13 protein-coding genes are annotated in these 26,129 nt (G+C 32.7%); 4 read left to right on the plus strand and 9 right to left on the minus strand.

The window, feature by feature from the left end; all coding sequences use genetic code 11:
* Positions 1-596: 596 nt before the first annotated feature.
* From P3F56_RS04470 to P3F56_RS04480, 3 genes are all read right to left on the minus strand, one after another.
* Complete coding sequence (locus P3F56_RS04470; protein ID WP_281153572.1) at positions 597-2,177, minus strand: hypothetical protein; 1,581 nt, start codon at positions 2,175-2,177, stop codon at positions 597-599.
* Positions 2,178-2,556: 379 nt separating this feature from the next.
* Positions 2,557-3,939 carry an NAD(P)/FAD-dependent oxidoreductase gene (locus P3F56_RS04475; RefSeq protein ID WP_281153573.1) on the minus strand — a complete coding sequence of 461 codons (1,383 nt, stop codon included), beginning with the start codon at positions 3,937-3,939 and terminating at the stop codon, positions 2,557-2,559.
* A 221-nt stretch (positions 3,940-4,160) separates the two neighbouring features.
* Positions 4,161-5,132 carry a glycosyltransferase family 2 protein gene (locus tag P3F56_RS04480; protein ID WP_281153574.1) on the minus strand — a complete coding sequence of 324 codons (972 nt, stop codon included), beginning with the start codon at positions 5,130-5,132 and terminating at the stop codon, positions 4,161-4,163.
* A 321-nt stretch (positions 5,133-5,453) separates the two neighbouring features.
* On the opposite strand from P3F56_RS04480, the gene P3F56_RS04485 reads away from it, so the two are divergent.
* From P3F56_RS04485 to P3F56_RS04500, 4 genes are read left to right on the plus strand one after another with little or no spacing between them, the layout of a single operon-like run.
* A complete protein-coding gene (locus P3F56_RS04485; RefSeq protein WP_281153575.1) occupies positions 5,454-7,250 on the plus strand; it encodes a hypothetical protein in 1,797 nt (598 codons plus the stop codon).
* A 3-nt stretch (positions 7,251-7,253) separates the two neighbouring features.
* The gene (locus P3F56_RS04490; protein ID WP_281153576.1) at positions 7,254-9,458 is read left to right on the plus strand and encodes a 6-pyruvoyl-tetrahydropterin synthase-related protein; all 2,205 of its coding nucleotides are present in this window, start codon (positions 7,254-7,256) and stop codon (positions 9,456-9,458) included.
* Between the two features lie 21 nt (positions 9,459-9,479).
* A complete protein-coding gene (locus tag P3F56_RS04495) occupies positions 9,480-10,211 on the plus strand; it encodes an SAM-dependent methyltransferase (RefSeq protein WP_281153577.1) in 732 nt (243 codons plus the stop codon).
* 12 nt (positions 10,212-10,223) lie between these two features.
* A complete protein-coding gene (locus P3F56_RS04500; protein ID WP_281153578.1) occupies positions 10,224-12,350 on the plus strand; it encodes a 6-pyruvoyl-tetrahydropterin synthase-related protein in 2,127 nt (708 codons plus the stop codon).
* 79 nt (positions 12,351-12,429) lie between these two features.
* On the opposite strand, the gene P3F56_RS04505 is transcribed toward P3F56_RS04500, so the two are convergent.
* The 6 genes from P3F56_RS04505 to P3F56_RS04530 form a co-directional block, all read right to left on the minus strand.
* Positions 12,430-13,917, minus strand: a complete 1,488-nt coding sequence (locus tag P3F56_RS04505; RefSeq protein ID WP_281153715.1) for a glycosyltransferase family 39 protein — start codon at positions 13,915-13,917, stop codon at positions 12,430-12,432.
* A gap of 139 nt (positions 13,918-14,056) precedes the next feature.
* Complete coding sequence (locus P3F56_RS04510; RefSeq protein ID WP_281153579.1) at positions 14,057-15,901, minus strand: hypothetical protein; 1,845 nt, start codon at positions 15,899-15,901, stop codon at positions 14,057-14,059.
* 47 nt (positions 15,902-15,948) lie between these two features.
* The gene (locus tag P3F56_RS04515; RefSeq protein WP_281153716.1) at positions 15,949-17,109 is read right to left on the minus strand and encodes an FkbM family methyltransferase; all 1,161 of its coding nucleotides are present in this window, start codon (positions 17,107-17,109) and stop codon (positions 15,949-15,951) included.
* Positions 17,110-17,111: 2 nt separating this feature from the next.
* Positions 17,112-20,117: a glycosyltransferase gene (locus P3F56_RS04520; RefSeq protein ID WP_281153580.1), complete on the minus strand. Its 3,006-nt coding sequence runs from the start codon at positions 20,115-20,117 to the stop codon at positions 17,112-17,114.
* Between the two features lie 443 nt (positions 20,118-20,560).
* A complete protein-coding gene (locus P3F56_RS04525) occupies positions 20,561-24,133 on the minus strand; it encodes a glycosyltransferase (RefSeq protein ID WP_281153581.1) in 3,573 nt (1,190 codons plus the stop codon).
* Positions 24,134-24,236: 103 nt separating this feature from the next.
* Positions 24,237-24,722: a calcium-binding protein gene (locus P3F56_RS04530; protein ID WP_405054779.1), complete on the minus strand. Its 486-nt coding sequence runs from the start codon at positions 24,720-24,722 to the stop codon at positions 24,237-24,239.
* Between the last annotated feature and the right edge of the window lie 1,407 nt (positions 24,723-26,129).

A 26,129-nucleotide genomic window follows, 5' to 3' on the forward strand; every position in this document is an offset into this window, starting at 1 on the left:
GATTTATTATCCCTAGATACTGAATATTTTAAAGCCATGTAATCTATTTACAAATAGTAATTAAATATAGTAATTATTTCTTTTGGAGAAGATAAAAGCGTTTTTTTTGAAAAAAATCAACGATATAACTTCGTTGTTGTATGATCTAGTCTTTAACTAGTGAACTGAATGTAGGAGTTAATTATTAGACTGTTGACTCATATTAATGAGCTACTGCATGTAGACATTCTTTTCACTGATAGGGTTTTTATATTTATAAAAACCCTATCATTTTTTATAGAAAATTTTTAAAGAATAAGTTTATAATGATAACTATCATCTTTAAAGTTATTATTTAAATAAACAATAAATGGTAAAGCAAATGTTTTATGAATATCAATCTTAATTAGTAATTTCATTCGATAATTTAGCATTTACAGAATTTAAGATAGCGAAATCAGACTAAAATTATATTTTAGTCTGATTTTGCTTATAAAAATTTTGACAACAAGTAAATTGTTATAAGTTTGGATAATTTCTCAATCAGGCTTTCAAAAGTAAATATTAATCATCTTACATGACAAGTTCAATATAACCAAAATTCACCTCACTTGATTCTAATATCTTGATGCTAATTTATCTAGAGAGTCATAAAAATCTTCGAAAAATTTTTTTAATCCTTGAGGATCTTTATGACTTATATAAGGAACTTTAATTAAAGTAGTTTTTTCTGGATTAATATCTAGGTATTTTTCATATTGTTCCTGATTGACTTTTTGCATAATTACTGTTTTATCTGCCAATGATAAAACTATTTTATTATCTCGATCATAATGTTCAACTTGATATCCTTCAAGTTTAAGGTAAAAAGTAGTAAATGTCCAAATCCAAACTTCTGTAGCGAAACTATCAGATTTATCTAAATAAATTAGAGTGACATTTTTATCTATTTTTTGGATAACTTCTGCCATTTTACGAGCAAATTTAATAGGTCTATGAGAACTATTGATTTGTGCTTTTTTTACTTCATTATATCCCTTTAAATATCCTCCAGGGACTCTGATTCCGTCATGAGTATATATAAAATTAGGATTAGCTGTGATTTCTATAAAAGGAATTCTAGGAACCAACTGTATGGCAACTATTTGTAGAAATAAACTTAAGGTAATAAAACTAAAGACTAAAGATTGAAATTGATTTTTATCTAGTTTAGATTTAATTTTTAAAGTGGTTGAAGCACAGAAGAAAGGTAAAAAAATAATTCCAGGCATTAAATACTTAGGACTAGTTAAACTTGGTAGAGAATAAAATAAAGGTAGAACACATAAAATAAGTAAAACTAACTTCCAGTCTTTGTTTTTAATCTTTGTAAGAGTAAGACAAATTAAGCTTATTATTAAAATAATCCATATTACTAAATTGGTGACACTAAATAAGTTAGTTAACGATTGTTGAATTGTCCAAGTGTTAACTCCTTCATGATGACTGGTAGTAATATAGATAATTTTTGTGAGGTTGAGAATATCAGTGAAAGAGAAAATTGCCAATAAACTAAAACTAGTTAAAATATAAATAAAATAAAATTTTAATCTTTGTTCTATTTTCTGTTCTAACGAATCATCAAACAACATTAAATACCATAACAAAGGCAGAGAAAGTAAAAAATCAAGTCGAAAAAATACTGCTATAGTTGAAGTTATACCAATTGCAAAATAGCGAAAATAATTCCATATTTTTTTTGCTTTAATAGGACTTTCTGTCCAAAATAGAAGCAAGATAGTTATGGACATAGGAAACATAGCAAAAACGGTCGAATTATAGTATAAGCTACAAAATAGAATTTCTGGAAAAATAATCAAAAAGCAAAAACATAAAATTAAATTTAGACGTCTCCCAGAGAAAATGTAGACAGCCATTAATAGAATAGAAATATTAGCTGCACCAATTATTTGAGGAATAAAAAAAAGCAATCTGGGATGTTTTAGCCAAGAATTAAGCCAAAGATTTAGTTGATAGGTTAAAGGCTGCCAGTAATAGCGATAAACTAAGTTTTTTCCTTTATAAGAAAAGTTGATAATTCCATCAAGCTGATCAATATCATCCCCTTCCCAACCGACGCGATCACCAAAAAATAAAAAGAATAACAAGATTATAATATAAAAAATAACAATTCCTAAGAAGGGATAAGTTTTTGACAACCATTTTTTACTTATTAAAAAATTAATAGTGAGAAATGGTAAAGGAAATGTTTTTTTTGTAAGTTGAAAACTTTGAACCAAAAGTAAGCTCAGATAATACCCACTTCCAGCAATTAGAAAAAATCGTATTGTTCTTAAAAGAGAAGGATGAATATAATCGAACTGTCCAATTATTCCTAATATTAGACTTAGAGAACAAGAACTAAAACTAGCAAGAAAAAGTTTATTTTTCCTTAGTTTAAAAGTTAAATTAATCCCTCTAAAAAGAGAATAATCTTGATACACTAAAATAGTAAAAATTAATAATATAATTCCAAAAATTAAACTTAATATAGGAATTGACATAATCTCTAAAAGAACTATTAATAGTCATTAATACTTAATTATTTAGCTTGATAGACTGTATTTGTTTTCCAACAAAAGATCCTATTTTTCTACCTTCACGAATCGCATAATTAGTTCCCCTATCTTCAGGATAAATTTGAGACATTGTACAAATATAGAAGTTTTTCAAGGGAGTTGTTGTCTCAGGAATCAATTGACTATAGTGATTCAAAACAATTGGTTGTGAGTATCGTGCTTTCCAGAAATGATAGTCAATAATCCAGTCACGACTGAATTCAGGAAACATTTTTGTTAAATAAGGAATTGAGTAATTCAAAGCTTCTTCGTCATTGATTTGATAAAGGTCTTCTGTCTCTAGTAAATATTTAGATAAATAGATAATATGTCGTCCGCCATAGGTTTCTTGGGATTCGAAGTTAGTATGTTCAATTACTCCCACAAAAGGAAAATTAGGGTCATTGACATTAAGCCAATAGGTTTTAGATAAACTGCGATTTAATTCTAATACCAAACAGACATTAGCTAAATATTGAATTTGTCGAAGTTGGTCAACATATTCAGAATTAACGTGAGGAGCAAGCAGATCAGCAATAATCGGTAAAGCAGGAGTCGCAATCACTGCATCAGCATTAATGAGTCCCTGTGAGGTTTTAATTGCCACTACGTGGTCGCCTTCTACTATTAATCCTTTCACAGTTGTATTAGTCTTTATTTCACCACCGCTGAGAGAAATTTCAGTCTCTAAACGTTCAGCTAAAGCAGCAAATCCTCCGCGATAATAAGCCAACATTTCCCCACCATCTTTATTGCGACTTCCTCCTCGTAACTTAACTTTATTCCAAAACCAAACCGCAGAGATACTCTCAGCAAACATGCCAAATTTTCCTTTTAGTAAAGGTTCCCACACTACCTGATAAACTTGTTTTCCACAAATTTTTAATAACCATTCCTGAGCATTAATTGATTCTAATTTTTTCCAATTTTTAATACGACGAACCCAGAGAACAAAAATTCCTAAACGAATTCGGTTAAATAAGTGTAAAGGCTTAAATGTTAATAAATCCCAGGGAGAACTTAGTTTAAAAAAATTGTTAGCGTAGTAAATTCCTGTGTGAGTAGATCGATAAGTAACTTGATCTTCAACATTTAGTTCTTTGACTAATTCCATAATATATTTATCATTAGTAAACCAATGGTGGTAAAATTTCTCTAGTTTTTCTCCATTGACTTCAAAACTTCCTGCTAATCCGCCTATTTCTTCATCTTTTTCTAGAACGGTTACTCTATATCCTTGACGAGTTAATTGGTAAGCGGCCGTTAATCCAGTAAATCCTCCGCCAATGATGGCAATATGGGAAGAAATTTTATTGCGATTGTTGGAGAAATGGTGATGGTCAATAGATGAGTTATCTAACATAAAAAATTGAAAAAGGTCATAAATGAGTTTTTTAGTTAGTTTTAATATAGCTTCTCTCATAAAACTGAAATAAATTTCAGTTTTATGAGAGAAGCTATGTTTTCTAACACTAAAAAGTAGTGTATCCTAAGAAAGTGGGAACTGTCATATAGTACTTAAACTTGAAATACAACTAGTAAAATAGCCTAGAACGTTGTTATAACATTCCAATGTTTACTAAATTAAATACAATTACTATCGGTAGTTTTTATGATTCGGTGATTTTTTTTTTCAAAACCTAATCGTTCTCGAACTAAGTATAAAGGACGTTGTTTACTTTCTCGATAAATGCGACCAATATATTCACCAATCACTCCTAAGAAAACCAATTGAATTCCTCCAATAAATAACACAGAGATAAAAAGCAATGTCCACCCTGGAACCCAAATTGAAGTAAACAAACGAAGAACTAAAGCATAAATAATACCAATTAAAGAGAATCCAAAGGTAAAAATACCAGTCCAAATAGCCATTCTTAAGGGAACTAAGGAGAAAGAAAGAATACCATCAGCGGCAAAACGAATCATTTTCCACAAAGAATACTTACTTACACCCGCCAGTCGAGGAGATCTTTGGTAAGGAATGGCAATTTGTTGAAAACCAATCCAACTAACCATTCCCCTCAAAAAGCGATCACGTTCGGGCATTATTTTTAAAGCTTCAACTACTTGGCGATCCATTAAACGAAAATCTCCAGTATCAAGGGGGATTTGAACATCCGATAGGCAATTAATAAGTCGATAGAAGACTTTTGCAGTCCAACGTTTAAAGACAGTTTCTCCTGTCCTTTCCGTTCGGACTCCATAGGCAACATGATACCCTTGACTCCATTGGTAGACCATTTCTTCAATCACTTCAGGAGGATCTTGTAAATCTGCATCAATTAAGACAATAGCATCTCCGGCTGCATGGTCTAAACCCGCAGTCACAGCCATTTGGTGTCCAAAATTGCGGGATAATAGAATGGCGTGTACTCTTGGATCAGCTTGTTGTAATTGACGCAGCAAATGGGGAGTTTGATCATGACTACCATCATCAACATAAATTAATTCAAATTGGGGAGTGAGATGTTCAATAACACTTACTAAGCGATGATTAGTTTCGTTGATGACTTCTTCTTCGTTATAGCAGGGAATAATTACTGAAATAAACAAATCTAGTTCCTCCTTGAGGTGATAAGGCGTTTTGTTTTAAACAAAAAGCTTCAACTCCCAACAACCCTGATTTTCTAGTTCTAATGTTTTCATCAAAATTAAGACAACCTTTTTAGTTAGCTAAACTTAATTAAGTCTTTCTCTAAAATTTTTCAGGATAAGATCAGCAAACTGACCTGCCACTTCACTCTAAGTTGACTTAATTGAGGATCCATTCAATCTTAATGTACAAAATAATTCAGGCAATGGGCAACACGAGTTCGTATTTTATGATTGTTTTTGAGACCCTAGCTAAGTCATTACTTTCATCTCATTACTTTTATGAATTTTAAAGAAGTAAACTTATATTCTTTATCCAACAGGTTAATTTTTATAGCGTTGGTATTAGTATATTTTATATTAGGGATTTATCTAATTAGTCAAACTTCTATTACGTCTGACGAGCCTGCTTATATTGGAGCAGCTTATGCTTATACTCAAGGATTGGGTTTGAATCAAGAGCATCCCCTTTTTTTTAAATTAGTTACTTCTCTAATTATTAACCTATTTTTTTCTGATTATCAGATAGTAGTTCCTCCTATAAATGTTATTAGTGGAGAAGAAAACAGGGAAGTCCGTCTAGCTGCTTTCAATCTTGGTTATAGTTTCTTACTAGAACATCCAGAAAATTTTAAAAAAATAATTTTTATTTTAAGATTTTGTTATTTATTTATTAATAGCATATTTTTGCTCTGGGTGTATTTTTTTACTTTTTGTCTCCCACAAATACCGACTTATGTCTCTATTTTTTTTACCATATTATATGTATTTTCTCCTAGTTTTTACAGCCATAATTTTTTAATATCTTTTGATGTACCTGTTAGTATTTATGCCTTATCATCTCTCTGGACAACAATCATCATAATTCGTCAATTAGAACTATTTAGAAAATCTGAATTGATCACTTGTTTTATTGTTCTAAATTTTGTTTTTTTTCTTGCGATTAATGCTAAATTTAGCAATCTTATTTTAGTCCCAATAATTCTATCTGCTTACTCAATCAGTTTAATCTATCTTTTAAAAAAAAATCTTAATATTTTAGCTATTAAATTCAGTGTTTTAGGATTTATTAGTTTATTGATACAGCCGATATTAATTATTTTCATGTACTGCTATGCTTTTCGTAATTTACCTAATCAATCAATCATTCATAATATACAGCGTTATATACAAGGAATTCAAATGAATTTGAGTACAGCAGGTGGAATTCGCGAACCTTTTGTATATGAAAATTTTGTTAATATAACTTCCTTAGAATATCTAAATAAAATTTTTTGGTTTAAAGAAAATCCTGCCCTTTTTATTGTCACTATATCTATAATTATTATTATATTTAAAAAAATATTAATTGAACGAATTTATGCCAAAAATTGGCTTCAAAAGTTGATAATTTTAAGAAAAAATAGATGGCAGCTATATTTATGTTGTTTAGGAGCATCTTATCCGTTAATTTATTTAAGCTTAACCTATAAAAGCCGCTTTATTATTGGCTACAGATATTTTTATCCTTTGATTATTTTTATCTATTTTGGTATTGCCTATCTTACATTTCTTCTTAAGAAGAAATGGCAAAAATATTTTTTGATAGGTAGTTTCAGTCTGTATATTTATTTTGGATTATTAGGAATTCCCCAATCTTTGAGTTATGTTAATCCTCTGTGGACTCCAGAAAAATGGCGCTTAGCAGACGATTCAACTATTAATTGGGGACAAGAAACCCAGCATGCTGTCAAATATCTACTGAACAATCACCTTTTGCCGGAGAAAAATGTTGATATTATTGTCTATAAAACTTTCGGGGTTAACATCAACTTTGTCCAGTATTTATATTTATTAAGCCAAGAAAAAAATTACGCAATTGACATTCAATCTTATTACAGTTATGATAATTTTAATCCAGAAACGATAGATATTGCTCAATTAAATGTAAAGTACTTATTAATTGATAGTACGGTTAAACAACAAATTATTTCCCAAGCTTTACATAATTCTCTAGCGGCAAAAAACTGGAGATTTTTAGCTAATCATATCCCTATTTACTCACGAAACGACATAATTTTTATTTACCAACTCAAATAGCAAATGACTCTTAAATTAAATTTACGAATATTGCGATTCACGTCGTTGTCTAAATTGTGGATTACCCATTACAGTAAGAATTTATTAGTAATTTTTCTTTATAGCATGATTGCTATTGGCTTAATGGGACCGATGGCTTCAAATTCTATTATTTTTTCTACAGGAGAAACCCAAGCCCATTTAGCCTACCTTATCCAAGGAAGAATGGCTTTAGAAGAGGGACAATTTCCCTTACGCATTGCCCCCTATGAAAATAATGGTTTACGTTATGCTAGCTTTCAATTCTATAGCCAAATTCCGTATACATTAGGGGGATTAATTTACAAATTTATTACCCCTGACAATCCCTATACAGCATATAAAATCATGCTATGGGGAGCATTGTTTATTGGGGGACTATTTATCTACCGTCTGAGCCGTTGGTTAACTGGTAATCATATCGCTGCTATTTTAGCCGGATTATCTTATATGTCAGCCCCCTATTTTCTCAATACAATTCATGCTCGCGGGGCATTTCCTGAAGCAATCGCTCAAGGTATTTTACCTATTGTTTTATATTACACTATTCGCACTTTTAATAGTCCTAAAATTTATTATATTTTGCTCAGTAGCATCGCTTGGTTTACTCTAGCAGTAACTCATATTATTACTTTTATTTATGGCTCTTTATTTTTTGGTATTTTTGGAGTTTTACTTGTTCTAAAAAAAACAAAGAATTGTACTTTAATAAAACAGTTAGCTCGAGCCACTATAAGTTATCTTTCAGGCTGGCTTCTTGGCATGTATTTTCTGATGCCTGTTGTCCTGGAATCGAAGTACGTTAGTATGCGATTTTATATCGATCAAATTAGTCCTTATTTCACAAATTGGATGACTCCCTTAGCTAACTTACTTGCTCCTGCTGCTCTCCCACCCACCCCTACAGGAGAAGGAATTACTTATGGGTTAACCCCTGCCGTCGGATGGGTTTTTTTGGCTGCTTGGGGAGTCGTTGTTTATTACTATTCTTCCTTAAAAACTTTGCCCCCTAGTTTGAGTGCCAATCATGCCTATATTTTTGCACTCCTTTCTATTTTCCCCTTGGTTTTATTTATTACCTGGAGTCCCATCAATTTTTGGCATTTGCTACCAAGATCATTGTGGGTAACACAATTTACTTTTCGTTTTCTGACCCATGTTATGTGGAGTGGAGCATTATTAGTAGGGTATGCCTCTATTTTGCTATTTAAACGCCATTTAAATAGCCGTCATTTATTAATAGGAATTTTAGTAATTGTCATAGCCAATCGTTCTTGGTTACCAATTCCTAAAGGCAATATCACCGTCAATGAAGTACTTGAAGATCCTAAATTTGGTCATTCAGGAGCTGTTGATTATCTAAATCGTAGTCCAGTAAATACCTTATATGGCAATGCTCAATTGCCATTATTGGCCAATACTTGGATTCCGGGTCATGGAAGTTGGGATCATATTAATAATAGACTGTTACCAGTGGTCTTAGAAAATGAACCCAGTTGGCGGATTTTACCTATATGGAAAGAAACAGACAGCCCTGTCCTTGTTTTAGAAGGACAGGTGGTTCAAGATACTGTACCTAACCCAACCACTTTATTGGTGACGGTATTAGAGCTACATTCAGATGAAAATAAAGAAATCCTTGGCGAAATATCTTTGAATAAACCTAGAATAAGTGCGCGCATTCCTTTTGCTTCAGAGAAGCTAAAAAATTTGGAATTTAATGAAGGACTATTCCGTCTCCAGTTAATTGTTCAAGGAAATATTGAGCAAGGTCAACGCCCTAAAATTGAACTAGATAATTTTGTTTTTGAAGGAATCTCTTCTGAAAATACGACAATTCCTCTTGATATAACTAAAAATCAATGTAAGTCACGAGGATTTAAAACCATTTGCGAATTATTTGTAGGAGAACAGGCGCAAGTGGTCCAACTTCCAGTGATGTACTATCCTAGAATGCAACTGGTAAAAATTGATGGAAGACTCGTCGAATATTTTCCCGTCAACCATTATGAATATAATCTAGTCGGTCTGCGTCTAAAACCTGGTAACCATAATATTCAAGTTATCTTTACTGGATTAGCCTGGGCTAACTCAATTAGTTTTGTTGCTTGGCTTAGTGTTATTCTAATTGCGATAACTTTAAATACAAACAATATCAAGAAAATGTCTAATAAAATTATCAAAAAGTAATGAAACAATTTTGGGAGTTATATGGGTGAATGTCTGCAAAATAATCGGTATCAGTATGTGGGATCAGAGCTGGAAATTGCCCGTGAAGCAAAAAACTGGAAAACTTACTTTTGTAATCTAATTGAGCAGTATCTAGGCAATGAAGTTTTGGAAGTGGGTGCTGGGATGGGAGGAACAACTAAAGTTCTTTGCAAGACCCATCATAAACACTGGATTTGTTTAGAACCAGATATTCAATTAGCATCTGCTATTCAAGATTTAATTTCTCAAGGAGAGTTGCCCAATTTTTGTTTAGTTAAAAATGGAACTTTGATTGATATGAAAGATTCATGTCAATTTGATTCTCTAATCTATATAGATGTTTTAGAGCATATTAAAGATGATAAAAATGAGGTTTATTTAGCGACTAATTACTTGAAAAAAGGAGGGTATTTGATTATTCTTTGCCCAGCCCATCAATGGCTTTTTACTCCTTTCGATCTAGCCCTTGGCCATTACCGCCGCTATGATAAACAAACTTTACTATCAATCATGCCTGATAATTTAGACTGTCAAAAACTAAATTACTTAGATTCTGTTGGAGTACTAGCTTCTTTAGGGAATCGCTTACTTTTAAAAAGTTCCAGTCCGACCTCTAAACAAATTAAATTATGGGATACTTTAATGGTTCCTTTGTCGAGAAAAATAGATCCTTTGATTAGCTATTCCTTAGGTAAATCAATTTTAGGAATTTGGAAAAAAATTAATAATTAAGGATAATTTTTGATGAATTTTTGGAAATTGCATCACATAGTAACTACATTTGTACAACCGTATAAAACTAATTTATTAATTCTCTCTCTTTATGGTGTGATTGCCATTGGATTGATGGGACCAATGGCTTCATCAGAAGTGATTTTTCCCTATCCTGATCCCCAGTCTCATATTGGCTATATTCACCAAGCGCGTCTCGCCTTAGAAGAAGGCCAATTTCCCCTGAGGGTTGCCCCTGTTGAAAATCATGGTTGGCGTTATCCAGGGTTTCAATTTTATAGTCAAGTTCCCTATCTTGTCGGCGCATTACTCTATAAATTTATTACTCCATCAAACCCCTATGATGCCTATAAGTTGGTTATCTGGATATCATTTTTAGTAGGAGCTTTTTATATCTATCGTCTCAGCCTCTGGTTAATTAACTCTCAAACCGGAGCAGTTTTAGCAGGAGTATCTTACATATCAGCTCCCTATTTTCTTAATAATATTCATGCGAGGGGAGCCTTTACTGAAGCGATCGCCCAAGGAATTTTACCTCTTGTTCTTTATTACACTATTCAATGTTACGCAACAGGAAAAAGGCGTTATCTCCTTACAAGTAGTTTGAGTTGGTTTTTATTAGCAACTACTCATATTATCACCTTTATTTATACAACCCTAACAATAGGGATATTGGGGTTTATTGTTTTTCTCAAAACTCGTAAAACAGGGTTTAAATGGTCCCAACTACTCCCTCCTATGCTCGCTTATGGACTGGGGTGGTTATTAGCCTTCTATTTTCTTGTTCCCGTGGTCTTACTGTCAGATAACCTAGCTGTCGGTAAGCAAGTAGGAGGTTCTAACCCTTTTTACAGTCGTTGGTATACACCCCTATCTACCCTAATTTCCCCTACCTCTTTGCCTCCTGCGCCTTCGGAAACTGGGTTTGCCCCCACCTATGGACTACACCCTGCTGTAGGTTGGATTTTCCTAGCTGCTTGGGGAGTGGTGATTTACTACCATTACTCCTCCCGTCGAGTTCCTTATAAATTACAGTCAACCCAACCCTATCTTATTGGGTTACTATGGATTTTTTTGATTGCCTTGTTTGCTACTTGGAGTCCCATCGACTTCTGGAAGTTACTACCCCGTCAATTGTGGGTAACTCAATTTACCTTCCGTATTTTAACCCATGTTATGTGGTCAGGAGCATTATTAACAGGTTACGCAGTGGTGTTGATATTTCGCCAACGGTTAGACCGTCGCCATTTAGTCATCGGTATTTTAATTATTATTATTGCCAGTCGTCCTTGGCTTCCTATTCCTCGCAGTACAGCAACAGTTGCAGACTTAATCAAAGAACCTCTATTTCGATATTCTGGCGCACTTGATTATTTACATCGCGCCCCCATTACTACATTGTACGGAGGAGCAGAATTACGTTTACTTCCCCTAGACTGGCTTCCTGGGTATGCTACTTGGGATGTTTTTGTTAATCGTCCGTTATTGCTAGGAGCAGAATTTCGTTACCCTCTATGGCAAGACAATGAAAAGCCAATTCTCCACCTTCAAGGAGAAGTTGATATAGATAATATTACGGGGACAGCCTCGCTCGAGATTCAGTCTGATGGCAGACCGTTTGATACGATTCCTTTAACCTCCCGCACGTTAAATTGGGCAATTCCCGTTTATAAGGCTCCTATTCCTGGAGAGGATCTTGGACTCAAATTTGTATTTAAAGGATCAACCAATGATGGTCAAATGTTGAAAATAAAGGTCAACCGACTCTCTTTTGAGGGAATGTCTCCAGCGCGTATGGTCATCCCTGTTTTTGTTACCCAAAATAGTTGTTTCCAAAAAGGAATAAGTACCCTGTGTGAGATTACTCTTAACCAAGATGCTCAGATTGTTCAACTTCCTGTTCTATATTATCCTCAAATGCTAAAAGTTTGGGTCGATGATCAGCTAATGCAGTATTTTCCAGTGAATCATAGAGATCATAATTTGGTCGGATTAAATTTAAAACCAGGAACCCATAAAATTCGTGTAACTTTTCATGGTCTAGCTTGGACTAATTGGATTAGTAGTCTAGCTTGGTTAGGTGTTATTTTGGCGAGCATAACTTTTTTGATCCAAAATAAACTCAAAATAAAATCGTAGTTTTTTTATGCCAGTCTTCGCATCACAACTCTAACAAGCAGTTTAAATAGACAACAAACAAACAACAACTTATTGATAATCAATTTTTGATTAACTTAACTAATCGATAATATGGTTCATCGTCAATTGTCTTAAACGTCTTAATATCTTGCCAACGATATTTATCTGTTTTCAAGACGTTCTTATCGCGGTAAGAATGTAGTAGGTAAAGACAATTATCATTCAGATGATACTCAATTTTTGGTAAGTCTCCCTGATTATAAGGTTCAAAATCGATGACTTTCCATCTTCTCATATCTAATTTATCAGTAACAACATCAATCTCAAGTTCTTGATATTCAGCTGCTGGCATTTGTGTATAAAACGGAACTAATATATAAACATACTTGCTCTCGATGTTATCACTAATAACTATGCAGTCAGCGCTGCTGTTATCTGCCTCAAAAATAACATCTTGAAAGGTTGGTAACCAAGCATCTGACTTTAGCTTAGGGTAGTCAACAAAATAATGTTCAGTAAAGATGGTTAAACTAGCAAAAATAATCACTAAGCTTGCCCACGCTATTATAGATTTGAACTTACCATTAAATTTATCGAGCAATAAGAATATTCCATAGCCAGATATCATCGCAAAAAGAGGTGCACCGACACAAGTCCTAACCGCACTATATGGACTAACTAATGCTGCTGGAATAGGGTAAAGAAACAACCATAAAATAAGTATTGGCTTGTATTTAACTTGATTTTTAATTAATCCTGCTATACCTAAGATTAAAGTCACTATTTCAAATAAATATAATTCCCCCATATTATCAATAGTGTGTCTAGGAATAGGGTCTCCTTTAAAGAATAAATAATCAGGACTAAAATAGGAGAAGTAATGACTTGTAATTTCGGAGATATCTTTTAAGAGACCTACTTCATTAGCTCTGGCCATTCCTTGAGGTGAAAGTTGATAAGTAAACTGAGGAATAAATAAAATAGTAAAGAGGATTATAGCAAGAATTGTTTGATTTTTATTTCTGATTAAGTATTGTCTATAAATAATGACTAATCCTATCATAAAAAGAGGAACAAATACCCTCGCAGAGTAAAAAGTGTAAATACTAATTGCAAATAATAAACTCGATATCGGAATTAATTTAGAAGTCTTAAGACTTCTCAAAAAAAATAGTAATGCAAGACAAAATAATAAGGGAAATAAGATAGCCCTAAAAGTAATCCTACTAAATTGAATATGCCAAGGAGAAATGGCTAAAAATAAGGCAGAAAATAAAGAAATACGTTGAGAAAAAAATTCTTTAGTTAAATAATATAAAACTAAAACTGTCAAAGTTCCGATGAAAGCTGAGGTTATTCTAGCCCCAAATACATTAAGTCCAAAGATTTTAATAAAGGGGACCATAGCATAGATATATAAGCCTTCACGGTAATCATTAGCTGACTTAAAATATGCTGGTAAAAATTCTCCATATTGATCCCTTAAAGTGTGAATTATAGAATAGGCATTATAAGCATTAGAAGCCTCATCTGGAAAAAATCCATTGGGAATAGTTCCCAAAAACATGACTCTCAATAAGAACGCTAAAACAACAATTCCCAAGAGATAAAAAATACTTAAATTTTCTGTCTGAATATGTTTAAACATATTAAGGATTAAGCTCTAATGTTAAATAGACAGGACTAAATGATGCAATAAATAGCAGTTATCGAATAATTTTTCTACCTTTACATTTTTCTTCTATATACTCTGGCGACATATCAAATTCTGCTTTGATTGAATAGTCAGAATAAGAGTGAAAATAAGAATTGTAGAGGAAAGAATGAGGAACTTTTGCAACTAGACAAATCTGCTCTCCATGTTCAAAACTTTTTCGTAAATCTTGATCAATAATGTCAGTTCTTTGAACCTGATTATGAAATGAAGAAAACTCAGGAATTGTAAAAAAATATCGAGTTTTAGTAATAAAAATTATCATAAAACTAGCGGCAATCAAAGCAAAATTCTCAGGTTTAATCCAGGAATTTTTTAGAGAAGAACCTTCCACTAAACGACAAATAAAATAGCAATTTAATGAAACAAAAACAATCATCCAATACATATAATATCGAAGTTCATAAGACTGAGGCATAATGGATGTAAGTAAAGTCATAATAACCATTAACGCAATGGCTACTTTTGAATCAGTATTGTTCTGTTTCCAACAAAGAAAGATGAATAATAATATATTGAAAACTACATATCCGCCAAAATATCCTCCCATTCCAAATTTTTCTTCATTCCAGGAAATAAAGTCCATTGCTAAAGTCCATTGCCAGGGTCTTCTGGAATCAAAAACATTAATTTCTAGAACTGACTTTGCCCAACGAAAGGTAGGGGAAAGCTTTTTAATATTTTCGTGCATAAAATCTGGTACTGCTTCATTATGATTAAGAACCATTCCAGCAATTTCGACTTTAACGGGATAAAATGGATTTTGATACAAAACCAAATTTTTAATCGGTGTAGCGAAAATTATTAGACTAGCAACAAAGCTAATTAATAATGGCTTAGTTAAGCCTATTATTTTAGATTTTCCTTGGGGAGTATTTTCCCAAAATTTAATCAGTATCTTAGTTAGAGTAAAAAAAAGAGTTATAAAGGTAATAGGAATAAGTTGAAACTTCGTATTGGCTGCTGCAGTAGCGGACAAAAAGATTATCAACAAGTTCTTAATGTTAAGATTAATTTTACCTATGTATAAAAGGTAGGTCGTTAAAATAAGAATTGAAACGGAAATATTTCCAGGTAAATCAATATAACTTCTAGCTGCGTGCATATGAACCATGGGAACAGCTAAAAGGGCAATTGTTCCTAAATAGAAAGGAATCCTTAGATAAAAAATTAGATAACTAATGAAAACTATCAAGCTAACATAACACAATAAATTAGTTGCCTCTGGTTTTTGGAAAATAAACCAAAAGAAACCTTGTAAAAAGTTCGCTAATAAAGGAAATCCTAGAAAGCGGTGTTCTGTATTGTATTCAAAAGTGTACTGTTCTGGAGGAATGATGTTCCAAATTCTAGCTGCAAAGGGGATATGATACATGAAAGCATCACCCCCATAATTAGCATCGAAGAAACTAATTAAAAAGATAGAGAATAGAACTATACTTGCAGTAACTGTAAGCATAGTTCTAAGATCAAAATATTTGAAAATTATCAGAATTTCATTTATTGTTTGGCTAATTTGATCTAACTTATTGTATTTATTAAATGTTTCAGAATCCTTAAAAATTTCGAGAAAACTTAAACTAATAAAACCTAGTCCCAGTCCTCCTAAACAAATTCTCATTGTTCTGAGAACTGAAGTGTCAACATAATTAAAGTAGCCAACAATTCCCAAAATTAAAGCCAGGGAAATTAAACCACTTCCTCCTGCGAAACGCGGCTTATTTTTTAACTTCAATAGCCAGGGGATATTTTGAGAAATAGGAGGTCCTGAATAAACTAATAGAGTCATGCTCAACAAGGCAATACCTAAGATGAGGCTTAATAATGGGACTAGCATGATTTTTAATTTTAAAGTGATTCCGAAAAAATAACTTGACTAAATATTTAGATATAAAGGTTGGTCGGTTGGTTTTGGAAATTAGTTACTTTTCTGACTTTTGCTCCTTGTACTGATAGAGTTTTGTCCTTTGTTCCATTAAGAAATTCAAAATAAAAATCAACTTTTGAAGTTTCAGACAAATGAATTACCCAATCACGATAACTAGAAGCCAGTAAGTTACTATAAGCGTGATAACGAAAAATAGTTTTTTTCCCTACTCTAACACCACAGGTTAGGTCATTATCTTCACCTTGAGCCACAAAATTAAGATCAATTAGATAACGTCCTCCATCTAGAATCAAAGGTGTTCCAAGATAAATTGAGCCATTAGTTTTGGTTTCAAAATCCGTTGCCTCCAAGGAGGCATATTCCTCAAAGTCAAAGGGAGGATTATAAACTACTTCAGACAGTCTATCTTGATGAAGATAAAGGTTATTCCTAATTCCCACCCCTTTAGGATAGTCTTGTGAACTTTCAATGATCTGATAGGTGTTTAAATCGATGGAAATATAACCAGCTTCTCTTAAAAAATCGAGACAATTAGTATCTTCTGGTTGAGTTTCTAAAATCAAATGTGGTTTAGCTGATTTGATAGTTTTATGCATTCCTTTTACTGCATCAAATTCAGCTCCTTCAATGTCCATTTTTACCAGCTGAGGAACTAAACCAGTGTGTTCTACAAAATCATCTAAGGCAATAGTTGAAACCTGATAAGTAGCAGACTCATTTTGTTTATCCGTATAGATACTATCGTTAAGATGACTACCCAAATAAATGGGAACAGTTCCATAAGATTTATGATAAACTGCAGTATGAAAAAGCTGTACATTACTACAGCCGCTCAAGACAATATTACGTTGACATTTATCAACAATCCGGGGACTGGCTTCAAAGGAACAAACCACTCCCTTTGGCCCTACCATACGAGACATAACGGTAGTCAACCCTCCAAAATTTGCTCCTACATCAAACACCACATATCCAGGACGACAGAGATCTCGTAATGCAAGTTGAACAGGTGGTTCCCAGAAGTTCTCTTTATACCAAGGAGCAACCCCATAGAGTCTAACCTCTTCTAATTTTTGATTGACTCCTAGTTGTCGATCAATCTCTGGAGCCAATGTCCGGCTCAGACGAACCTTTAACCAGTTTTTAAATTGATTAATCATTAACTTTTTTCTACCTCAGTAAACCAAAGAAAAGCGTGTTGTTCATGACGATTATCATTGAAAATTTTATAGTTTGGTTGTAAGCCTAAACTTTGTTCTGAATGCCAAGATTTGAGATGTTCTTGCTCAATTTTGTGGGCAATATTTCTAGTTTTTAACATACGTCCTAGGGGAGAAAAACGAGAAAGTTTGGGCACCCAATCTAACTCTCGATATGCATTAAGTAGAGTTTTTATTCCTGGTAAATATTTGAGAGCTTGGGATTCGGGAGCAATTTCTTTCAGATATAAACTTAGGTTATAAGCATACTCTAAATCGGTACTGGTATGACGACAGTAGGACTTACGATAACACAAACATAGGTAAATTAATTGTTCTATTTCCTCAATCTTTCGATTAGCAAAAGCATAACGCACCCCCGCTAAGGTTCGATGTATATACCAGGCTCGCAAATCTTCAATTTCGGTCTGAGGACTTTGGGTAGTTCGCTCATCAGGATAGTTCCAAAAAACTCCTAAAGTTCGGTCGATAACTTTACTTTTAATAAAGGGCAAAACTCGACTCTTAAACTCCGTATCTCCCGCTCCTTTAAATGTACCATCATAGTATCCAAAACGATCATGAATTGAACGACGGTATAATGCTCCTACCCAAGATAAATAACAGGTTTCTAAGTAGACTAGATCTTGCTTATATTTATTTCGATAATAGGGCATTATATCATTAATCCAACTGCCCTGTTTATCAACATTTGTGACTAAACTATGACCAATTACCCAGTCAAGTTTAGGATCTTTATCTAGTTCTTTGACTAAGACTTCTAAACACTCAGGAAGAATAGTTTCATCTACGCCTAAAAAAGACAAATAAGGAGCTTTGGCAAGAGAAATTCCACGGTTCCAAGCTGTCTGAATAGTTTCTCGTTTGTGCGATTTAACATAGAGAATTGGTAAATTAAGTTTGGGGGCCAACTGTTGAAAAACTGCGTATTCATCCGCTGGGGAACCACTATCAACTAGAATAATCTCTCCACATCCTGATTGCATCAAAGTCTGGTGCTGTAAAGTTTTCAGAAATAAGGGAAGTTTTTCAGCCGCATTATAGAGAGAAACAATAACACTTACTTTATAATTAGACTTCTCTCGGCGATCATCGATAATTTCATAGTTCCAGTCAGAATTATTCTGTTTATTGTCGTTAAAAGCCTGCTCAATTAGAGTGTGACATCGACTTTCTCGTTCGGCTAAATTGCCATATATTGCTTCTAAAACCTGTGTTTCACAAGTTAACCCTTTTTTTTCTAAGGTTTGTAGGACAAAGGGGAGATCTCCAAAATTATCGCCGTTTAATAAACGCATTCCCCGAATTTTATAGGTAGCAGCTACAAAATCATTGCCCCGTAATTCCTCAAGTCTAGCAATTTCTCTCCACAGACGCACCCGATCAATACGATAGCCATTTTCTAAGTGATACCGCCAGTTTTGAACACCCGCTTCAAAAGCTGATCCTAACTTCCAACATTCTTTAACTTTATTACCCAAATCTTTCTGGGTTAATTCTGACGCATTAAATGTATATTTATAACGTCTGATTAATTTGGAAGCTTTTAATACTTGAGCATTACTTGTTTCCTCTAAGGGTTTTCTTAATTGTTCTTTAACTTCTCCCACAGTTTGTTTAAGTTGCTCATAAGCTGGTTTCATTTTGGACTTAACTTTAGATTTTACTGCTTTAATAATTGGTATTTTAGAGAAACTAAAGCCAAGTTTATTTGATTCCCAATAATCGATAAGTTGAAAATACCATTGATCTAATTCATTTTTTATTTGTACTTCAGCTACAGAAGATTGATGATAAATTTCTTCTAAGGTAGGATCAGTTATTTCTAAATTAGTACGGAGAATTGTATTTACTAGGTTTTGGCGATATTCTTCATAGTTTTCCAACACTTGAATAATTGCTGGAAGACTCGAATAAATATCATTAATATCAATGGTTATAAAGGGGACTTTAGGAAATTGCTCTTCTAAAAAGCGACAAACCCCGGCTCCATTGCCAACTACTGTTGGACAACCAGACAATAGAGATTCTAAGGCAACTAAATTAAAAGTATCATATCTTGACGGCACAAAAGTAATAGATTTACTCGCAAATAACTCTACCAATTCCCTCTTACTGACTGGAGAACTTATATCGAGATCTTTCAGTCTGTTTTTTAACATCTTGTCAAGATAATCTTGAGAAGAAATTGTGTTGTTATAGTTATAACTATGGGGACCAATAATTTGAGCACGAGTATAGCTGGAACGGGGGAGCCACCATACTAAATCAATAAAAATGTCAGGGCCTTTTCGTTTTTCTGTTCGTCCAATAAAATTTAAGTTCGGGGCAGTTTCTGATGTTAAACATTGGGTAGGCTTAGGAAGATCAAAAAAATGAAGGGGATTATAGTAATACGATGGAAGCTCAGAAATTTCTCTCCATTCATCTAGATAACTTTTACTAATACCATAGCGAATATCTACGGCTTTATACTGCATCACTTCTTGAATATCTAAGGGGATATTATCTCGTCCAAAGTCAAACCAATCTAACCGTAAGGTTTTAGATATTTTTCCATGCATTGATAGGGCAATGCTTTTAAAATTGACTTGATAACGATTTAGGGCTGATCGCAAAAAAATTCCCCATTGTTCATAATCAGGAACGTCAATAATATCAAATTGTTGGCCGGCGACAGAGGCAGCAATATTACTAGCCATAACACAAGCCCGTTCAACCCATTTAGGAGGAGTTACTTCAAAGAAATCCTTAAAATCAGTAAGTAGAAATTTTTCTTGATACTTGAGAACATTAGCATTGAGTGGGCGAGAAGTGTTTAAAGGTTCTTTTTCAAGAAGATAATAAAACTCAATCTGGGAATTTTTTTTAATAATACTTTTGTAAAAGGTTTGTCCACCCCCTACTTTACTGAATAAATCAAAATCTGCAATCAGAACTTTCATAATATATTGGTTAATAACGCTTCTCTAGTTTAAACATATTTTTTATGTTTGTAATAAATCCCCGAGGGGCTTATCCAGTGGGGCTGAAGCCTTTAGGATAAACTTTATAAGAAATAAACAGTTGATTTTGCTTAGGGACTGAGTTAGTGGATTAAAACCATTGCATTCGTAAAATGTTAGAAACAAGAGTCAAGTAAGTCAACTCATGACTGGTCAATAATATTAATGTTTAACCTAGCTTTGGTTTAAAATACCTAATCATTGTGATTGAATTTACATCCTTAAAGGCTAATAAATTCAACAATTATTAGATATTTAAACTTTTCATCAGTCGACGCGTTAATTTAAGGGTAGGTTCCCTCTAGGTGAGAGGGAGACCGGGAAAGATAACTAATCGGAGAAAAACAAAATTTGTAAGCTTAGAATGCTCCCGGAAATAATTGTTAAAGTTCAATCAATTCTTTATATAAAGAATATAAGTGGCGGTAATCGTAATCTTGAGCCAATTTTTTAGCGTTGTATCCAATTTCTTGTTGTTTTTGTTTATTATGCAGCAGAGCAGCTATCTGCAAAGGATAATCTGTTAAGCAGTCGCATATAATGGCTTCCTGTTGCGATTTGACAGGATAACCTCTAAAGGCAATAGTAGTTCCTAGAATAACTTTTCCGTAAGCCATCCCCTCCATAATTTTTAAGGAAGTTCCAGTTCCCGACATGATAGGTGCAATAATCAAAGATGCTTTTTGATAGAGGAATGATAGTACTTGATTTTCCACCTTCCCCAAGGATAAAAAGTTATCTTGGTGTTCCGGTTTCCAACAACTACCAACCACGACAAAATTACAATTAACACGGGGATATTCCTGAGCAAATGATTGAGATATTTGACGAATTTTTTCAACTGCCCCTATGTTAGGAGGATGTTGGCTTCCTACAAATAAACAAAATGGTTGAGTCAGTAATTCTAAGCATTTTTTATCTAAAATTTTAAATATTTCTTCTTGATGATCGATAAATTTATCTGAATCTAAATCAACAGGATTAGGAATTACTTGAGCATCTAATTTATATTTTTTCAGAAAATCTCGATCATTCTGAGAAACACAAATTAAATGATCGGCTTGTTTGAGTCCTTCGATTTCTTCAGCTAAAGCAATTTTTCCTGGGAGAGTTGAACTATCTAATTGTTTAGAAAGAATATCATGAGCCGTTATAATCAATTTGGTCTGATATTGACGACAAATATTAGTAACTGTTAAGGACCAAAAAGGATATTCTAATATAATTACATCAGCCCATTCCACTATATTTTCTATCTGGCTAATAAAGCCACTATCGAAACGATATTGATAATAAATCCACGGTAACCAATGATTCCATTCATCAGTTACTTTTTGTTCTTTATTGTCAGCTAAACTTAAATTTAAAGCTTTAGAACAAGTTCGATAAGCATCTGCATAAATGTCTTTAACTAAAGAATAATTTGTCTGAGATTCTTGATAATAAGTATAGCGGATATTATCTCTTCGGAAATCTTTTCTTTCTCCGGTTGTCAATAACCAAACTTGATATAGTTCTGACTTGAGATAATCTATTAATAATCCAACTCGTTTACTAGCTCCACTTTTACGTTCTAAAATATCTCCCCAAGGATATAAAATAGCAACTTTTTTATTACTTTCTTTAATTGATAAAGCTCGTTTTTTAAGTAATGAAGATAGTATCTCATCCATTAAGCTATAATATTTGTTATTTGATAATTGCTTAAATTCTTGTGTTTTATCAAAAGATAAAAGATAGCTTTGAGGATTTTTAACTTTTTCTTTTATTTTTTCTAACTCATAATCATGATGAAATATTAATCCACTACATTTATTAAGTAATTGGCATTCTAGTTGATATTCAGCGAGATCAATATTTCTATCGTTTTTTGAGGCATACTGATAGGATAAAATATCAGAAACTTCACAAATAATTGGAGCTTGATCTAAAGAATATCTTTCAATAATACTCCAACTAGCAATGGAGTTAATAAAAGTGAGATCAAACTGATTAGTTTCTAGTAAGGAATGAATCTCTAAATTATATCTTTCGACTAGAGCTCGTTCTAAACTTGTCTTATCTTTACAAAGATCTTGAGTATATTTACGAGCACTAATACCTTGAGGGAGTGAATTGGGAGTTCTGTAGTTAATAATGCAGCTTTGAGTCAGAAAAAAATCTTGATTAAGATTAGTAATTACCCGATTAAGTTTACTTCTGAAACTATCAAAATTTTCTTGTTTTATAGTTTTAGAACTGGGAAAAAATATTCCATAAATTTTATAGCCGCAACGAGATAAGTATTCAATCTGTTTGAGTATAAAATCTTTCTTATTATTCTGTTCTAATAAGCAATCACTTTCTATAAGCAAAAGAACTTTTAAAATTTCAGAATTAATATTTTTTTGAGGAGATAACTTAACTTTTACCGCTTGAGAAATAGAACTTAAATTTTGAATTGTAATATTCTTTCTGCTCAATAGAAACTTAACTAAATAATCTGGTGAATTTTTTTCTTTCCATTCTAAAGAAAATTGCTTGGCTGCTGCTGTAAATTTGGGTAAGTTTTCAACTATTGAAATAATCCTCTCAGGGATTTCATCTAAGGTTTTATAAATACATGCTCGTGATAAATCTACCTGTTTTGCCAACCAACTATTAGTCGGAACAACAACAGGTTTTCCTGCTGCCAACGCTTCAGTTAATACACCTGAAGTTCGGACACGATAACTATCAGGATCATAGGGTAAAATCAGAATATCTGCTTTTCCTAGAAGTTGGTAATAATCATCAGGAGACATTGCTTCTTTAATCAAAGAAACTTTCTGGTTAGGATATCTTTCTAATTGAAGTTTTGCCGTACGAATATTTCCTAATCCACCCTCAATATTAAAGTTAGATTGTATGATAAATCTGAGTTTTCCTGGTTTAATATAATCTTTCCATAAGGCATTTACAATTTTTGGTAAATGATGATAACCTTTTTCTGGTCTTGCATCTCCTAAGTAAACAATATTAATGGGTATAGATGAACTTTTATTTTTGGGTATACTCTTAAGTTTTTCCTGACGAAATGGAATAGGAATTTGATCAAAAATAACGGCACTGAGGGTATTATATCGTTGAACAAGATCTTCTGTATCTGTATAAAATTGTATTTTATCTGGCCAAAGTTTGGACTCAACAAACTGCTGTAAAAGTTTTTTTAATCCCATTCCTTTAGTATAAACAACTAAGGGATCTTTAATATCTCGACGCAGTAGAATATGGAATTGAGGTAGACTCGAAGCATTATTTTTTCTTAAGAAGAAATATACTTCTTCAACTTGTTCAATTCCGATGGTATGAATAAAAACATGATCGTCTGGATTAACGTTTAGATCTTTAAGTGTCTTTGATAAACTCTCCTGAAAACTAGCAGGTTTATGAGTTAATAAGGTTATTAACTTTCTATTGATTTTAGTACTAATTATATCAATGATAAATCTGAATAATCCCCAAATTAGTTTACCTATTCCCCAAAGTGAATTGGACAAAGGAATAGATTGTAAAAGTTTAATATCTTTGTTAATCAAATCCCAAAGTCTCGAGGTACTTCCTTGAACTTTTTCTAGAAAAAGCCTTAGTTTAGGTTGAGTTAAATTCCAGTAAGTTAGGTAAAATTTTAAAGTAGATTCAATTTTTTGATAAAATGTTTCTAACGGTTTATCGTTTAAAATTTCTAGAAATTTCTGTAAATATAATTTCCAACCTTGAAGCTTTTGAATATTAACGGGGTTGTTAAACCAATCGACCTCAAAAACAGAAAGCATCTTAATACTTGGATGATATAGTTCTTTAGGAAAGCTATGATTAGCAACAATGATGGGTTGATAACCCTGTCTCGCAGCTGCTTCCGCAATAGATACACTACATTCATAGTGATGTCCTTGAAGATTAGATAGTGAATGGTCAATAATAAAAAATTTTTTCATAAAAAACTCGATATAAAAATCCATAATGACAAAATCCCTCTATGTTATAAACGATTAGAGGGATAATATCTGAATTAGGAACTAGGAATTAATAGGCATTACCTTAAACAACGGGTTGAACAAAGTCCGCAATAGTGATCCTAACTGCATTAGTGTTTAATTCTCTGGCAACAGTATTCTCACCAGAGACAATATCAACATCATTTTTATCTTGCTTAATTCTGGTTACAGCGCCAAAGTTAATACTATCAAATAAATCAGTGCCATCTTCAAAATCAGTAATAGTGTCAAACTGCTCTACATCTGCAACAATTTGCAGGACAAAAATATCTAAACTATTGCCGCCAGTTAGTTTCTTCTGTTTATCATCACTAGCTCCTACATTGCCACCGATAAGGATATCAACATCTTTATTGTCTTCAAGTATATCTGTTTCGAAACCACCGGCGAGGAAGCTTTGACCTGTCAAACCTTGGATAGTGTCATCACCCACATCACCTCTAATAGTTTCATGCCCGCTGCCACCCGCTAGAAAGTCGTCGCCAGTGCCTCCTAAGAGTAATTCAACACCACTACCGCCCCTGAGAATATCATTGCCAGCCGCACCAAGGAGTAAGTCCTGACCTTCTAAGCCCCTGACTCAGAGCGTTCTCTTGACTGCCAGTTAGGGTATCATTTCCGGTAGTTCCAAGAAATTCAGCCATAATCGGTTAAATAATTGAATCATATATTATGTATTGAAGTATCAAGATTTAAAATTTTTAACCATCTTGAGAGATTATAGCCTAAGTAAGTGGCTTTAAATAAATTTTTAAAAAACATTGAAAAAGGAAATTATTCTGTATCTCCATGGTCTAAGTAATCAGAGTTAAGTTTAAGTTCCTTTAATAAAGGTTTTTAAAAGAACTTATTAGATGAATACTTTCTTTGATCATCTTAGCTAAACACTCAATTATATTCATCTTTAAATATTGTCAAAGCAATCTTGTTAGTTTTTGTTTAGATGCTATTTTCCTATTATATCTATTGTTAACTATAAGTTAGAAAGATTCTTAGAATTAGTATGATTTTTTTTGCTATTTTAATTTAGGTTTAATTAAACCATTTGTATGTACTTAATTCTTATAAAGAATGACGCCATTATCTATTTTTTGTCTTTGTTGTATCTACCTCTTTCTCTAAAGAAATATTTTGATAGTTGTTTTTTGGCAATAAACTGATAAAAGCTAGTTTATGATCTTAATTAATTGCTATTTTTAGCTTGAGTCTAAAAAAAATGTATTTTCCTGGGATCTAATTCTTTTTTCTTTTTTAAAAAATTAGATGATTATTGGTTAACATTTAATTATTTTATAATTTTTATTTTTTTTTAGAATTAAGATAATTTATATATTTTTTGTTCCAAGTTCTTTTCCTTTCACTTCTGGGAGAATTTCACAGTTCCTCTTCCGCTTAAAAAATTAATTTATAAATTGTTTTTATAATTATATTTGTTGATTGTCTATAACAAAAGTAAAAATATTTTTTTACTTTTGTTATAGTTTTAGAGATAATTTTTAGGTGCAAGTAAATAAGTAAACTTCAATAGTTGGCCTCTAGTAATCACTCTCGTCTAAGTACTTTTTTATTTTATGCTTCTTTAAGCTCACTTACTTATGCAATTTTGAGTTAGTCCAATACATAGTGATAGCTTTACTTATTATAAATAATATATGATATTCGATGTGTAGTATCTTAGCACAAGTTCTAGAGATTTTAGACAATTCTTGTGTTGAGGGAAGATGGCTTTGTCAACTTGATCTCGGATTTCGAAGTTGGGTGTTTTCCCTTGACGTTTTTAGTGACAGTTACCAGAATTGTGATAACAATTCCAATCTCTAGTCTGAGAGATTTTACTTTTACTTGGCGAATAGCTTCTGATTTAACTAAAACAATTAGTCAATATTCGATTTTACGGACTTTTTTAAAAAAGACTTCTATTCCAGAGAAAAACTAG

The organism is cyanobacterium endosymbiont of Epithemia clementina EcSB, from assembly GCF_029919255.1.
Taxonomy (GTDB): domain Bacteria; phylum Cyanobacteriota; class Cyanobacteriia; order Cyanobacteriales; family Microcystaceae; genus Rippkaea.

Bases quoted from the DNA above. Each gene is read 5' to 3' on its own strand.
- P3F56_RS04510 (WP_281153579.1), bottom strand. From the start codon at position 15,901: ATGCTAGTCCCATTATTAAGCCTCATCTTAGGTATTGCCTTGTTGAGC.
- P3F56_RS04505 (WP_281153715.1), bottom strand. From the start codon at position 13,917: ATGTTTTTGGGAACTATTCCCAATGGATTTTTTCCAGATGAGGCTTCT.
- P3F56_RS04525 (WP_281153581.1), bottom strand. From the start codon at position 24,133: ATGAAAAAATTTTTTATTATTGACCATTCACTATCTAATCTTCAAGGA.
- P3F56_RS04500 (WP_281153578.1), top strand. From the start codon at position 10,224: ATGAATTTTTGGAAATTGCATCACATAGTAACTACATTTGTACAACCG.
- P3F56_RS04520 (WP_281153580.1), bottom strand. From the start codon at position 20,117: ATGAAAGTTCTGATTGCAGATTTTGATTTATTCAGTAAAGTAGGGGGT.
- P3F56_RS04485 (WP_281153575.1), top strand. From the start codon at position 5,454: ATGAATTTTAAAGAAGTAAACTTATATTCTTTATCCAACAGGTTAATT.
- P3F56_RS04495 (WP_281153577.1), top strand. From the start codon at position 9,480: ATGGGTGAATGTCTGCAAAATAATCGGTATCAGTATGTGGGATCAGAG.
- P3F56_RS04475 (WP_281153573.1), bottom strand. From the start codon at position 3,939: ATGTTAGATAACTCATCTATTGACCATCACCATTTCTCCAACAATCGC.
- P3F56_RS04490 (WP_281153576.1), top strand. From the start codon at position 7,254: ATGACTCTTAAATTAAATTTACGAATATTGCGATTCACGTCGTTGTCT.